At 76.3% G+C, this 2,895-nt stretch carries 2 protein-coding genes; one reads left to right on the forward strand and one right to left on the reverse strand.

Annotation, left to right across the window (positions count from 1 at the left end; translation table 11 throughout):
• Window positions 1-61: 61 nt before the first annotated feature.
• Window positions 62-1,579: an MFS transporter gene (locus ADL22_RS13265; RefSeq protein ID WP_066977656.1), complete on the reverse strand. Its 1,518-nt coding sequence runs from the start codon at window positions 1,577-1,579 to the stop codon at window positions 62-64.
• Window positions 1,580-1,906: 327 nt separating this feature from the next.
• Here ADL22_RS13265 and ADL22_RS13270 point away from each other — a divergent pair.
• Window positions 1,907-2,895: Lrp/AsnC family transcriptional regulator (locus ADL22_RS13270; RefSeq protein ID WP_066977659.1), on the forward strand; the 989-nt coding region annotated here is incomplete at its 3' end.

The raw sequence follows: 2,895 nt of genomic DNA on the forward strand, positions 1-2,895 counted from the left end.
TGTGACCGGTGCGGCGGGGTCGGTGGGTGCGGTCATGGGGGCCTGGGGTCCTTTCGGGACGTCAGCGCGGGGCCGGGGTCTCGTTCGGGCGGCGGTAGAGGAGGGCGAGGGCGGCGCCGGCCAGGGAGACGGCGGTGCAGAGCAGCCAGGCGCGGGTGTAGGCGGACTCGGCGGGGAGCCGGTGGCCGGCCGCGGTGCCGGCGGCGAAGACGGAGAGCACGACGGCGGCGCCGAGCGAACCGCCGACGTTGATCAGCAGCTCGTTGATCCCGGAGCCGACCGACGTCTGGTGGCGCGGGACGGCCTCCACGGCGAGGGTGCGGGTGGCGTGCTGGAGCAGCCCGGAGCCCAGGCCGACGACCGCGGTGAAGACCAGGTACGGCCCCAGGGCGGTGTGCCAGGCGAACGTGGCGAGGTTGCCGGCGGCCATCAGCAGCGAGCCGGTGACCAGGGTCAGGCGGTCGGTGATCCGGCCGGCCAGGGCCGGGGCGAGCAGGGCGCCGGCGACCAGCGCCAGCATGTTGGGCAGCAGGGCGAACGCGGTGGTCAGCGGCGCGAGCCCGAGTCCGTAACCCGCCTCGGCGGGGGCGGTGCCCAGGAAGACCGGGTTGGCGACCAGCAGGCCGAGCATGCACGAGCTGAAGGTGAGGGTGACGGCGGAGACCACCACGACGTTGCGGCGGCGGAAGAGCCGGACGTCCATGACCGGTTCGGCGGTGCGGAGTTCGACGCGTACCCAGAGCGCGGTGAGCGCGAGCCCGCCGAGGAGGCTGCCGAGCGTCCGGGGGGACGTCCACGCCCAGCCCGGGGAACCGCCCTGGCCCAGCGCCAGCATGAGCGCGACGAGCCCGGCGCAGAGCAGCAGCGCGCCCAGCCAGTCGGTGCGGCCGCCGGGGCGTTCGCCGCTCTCCGGGAGCAGCGGCCAGGTGACGGCCAGCGCGAGCGCCACCGCGCACGCCGGGACCCACAGGGCGGCGGTGGGCCGGGCCACGTACTGGGCGATCAGGCCGCTGGCGACCGTACCGAACGCGAGGCCGGCGACCAGCGCGGCGACCATCACGCTGATCCCGCGGCGGTTCTGCCCGGCGCTGCCGCGGTTGCGCAGGATGCCCACCAGCAGCGGGAAGAAGCCGGCGAACGCGCCCTGGAGCACCGAGCCGATCAGCAGCAGCCCGAAGGAGCGGCTGACGCCGACGAGGACCGAGCCGGCGAGGACCAGGGCGAGGTTCCAGCGCAGCACCCGGCGGTGGCCGTGCAGATCGCCGAGGCGGGACAGGACGGGGGTGAAGGCGACGCTGGCGAGGAGGTTGGCGACGCTGATCCAGTTCAGGTCGGCGACGGTGACGTGGAGGGTGGTCGTCAGGCCCTTGAGCAGCGGGCCCAGGAAGCCCTGGGTGACGCCGCTGGAGAGCTCCACGAGGACGAGGCAGAGGAGGACGGTGGTGGGGGAGGTGGGGAGGGGTGCGGAGGGGGCGGGGGCGCGGCCCGTGGATGCGGCGGCCGGGGCCGGGCCGGGCGTTCTCGCCGATGCGGACGCGGACGGGGACGGGGACGGGGCGGGGGTTCCGGGCTCGGGCATGGCGTGCCGCACCTGTTCTGTGAGGGCGCGCGGCGGGCTGCCGTGCGGCCGGGCTGGGGGTCTCCGCGGGGCGTTCGGCCAGGGGGGGCGGGCCCCAGGGCGCGGGCCGTGGCCCCGGTGGCGGACGTTCGCCAAAGGGGCCCGTTGCCCAGGGGTACGCCCCTCGCGGCCGGCCGGTCGTCCCGATGACGTGGTGCCGCCCCCGCCCGCCCTTGGCGAAAACACGTCGCCGGCGGAAACTGGCCCTCAATGTGGCGGTACTGCCCCAGCCGCGTCCATATACGAGGGCCAGCCGGCCCGAAACCCGCGTTCAGGAGATGGTCAACGGTGGATTCCGACACCACGGCCGGCGCCGCGGGGCTTTTGGACGAGCTGGATCACGCCATCGTCCGCGTCCTGCGCCGGGAACCGCGCGCCGCCTTCGCCGACGTCGGCGCGCGCCTGGGGGCGCACGAGCGGACGGTGGCCCGCCGGCTTGACCGGCTGGTGGCGGCGGGACTGGTCCGCTTCACCGCGTTCCTGGTGCCCGAGTACCTCGGTGAGGGCCTGGTCGTGGAGGTCGCCGTGCGGTGCGCGCCCGGCCGGCTGCACGAGACGGCGCTGGCGCTGGCCCGCCGCCCGGACACCCGCGCGGTGGACGTCGCCACCGGCGCGTCCGAGGCGGTCGCCGAGCTGATCGTGCCCGGCCCCGACCAGCTGCTCTCCCTCGTCGACGGGCCGCTGGCCCGTATCCCGGGCGTCACCGGCGTGCACACCGCGGTCGTCCTGCGCCTGCTGCTGACCGCCAACGACTGGGACCCGTACGGCGGCGAGCCCACGCCCACCCGGCGCCGGGCCGCCGAGGGCGCCCCGCTGCCCCCGGCGCCCCCGGTCGACGACCTCGACCGGCGCCTGGTGGCCCTCCTGGAACGCGACGCCCGCGCCCCGATGACCCGGCTGGCCCGGGACCTGTGCGTCGGCGAGACCACGGCCCGCCGCCGGCTCGCCCGGCTGATGGACTCGCACATCCTCCACCTGCGGCTGCACGCCGAACCGGACGTGCTCGGCTTCCCGGTCGAGGCCCGCTTCCGGCTCACCGTCGAGCCCCGCCACCTGGACGCCGCGCTGCGGCGCCTCGCCCGCGAGCCGGAGGTCCGCCACCTCGTGGTCACCACCGGCCCCAGCAACGTCCAGGGCTACTCCAGCCACCGCTCCACCGCGGAGCTGCACGCCTTCACCGCCCGGGTCTTCGCCCAACTCGACGGCGTCACCGGCGCGGAAGCGGCCCTGCTGCTGCGGACGTACAAGCGGGCGGGGGTGGCTGCGGAGGCGGGGGC

Source organism: Streptomyces sp. NRRL F-4489 (assembly GCF_001509485.1).
Lineage (GTDB): Bacteria > Actinomycetota > Actinomycetes > Streptomycetales > Streptomycetaceae > Streptomyces.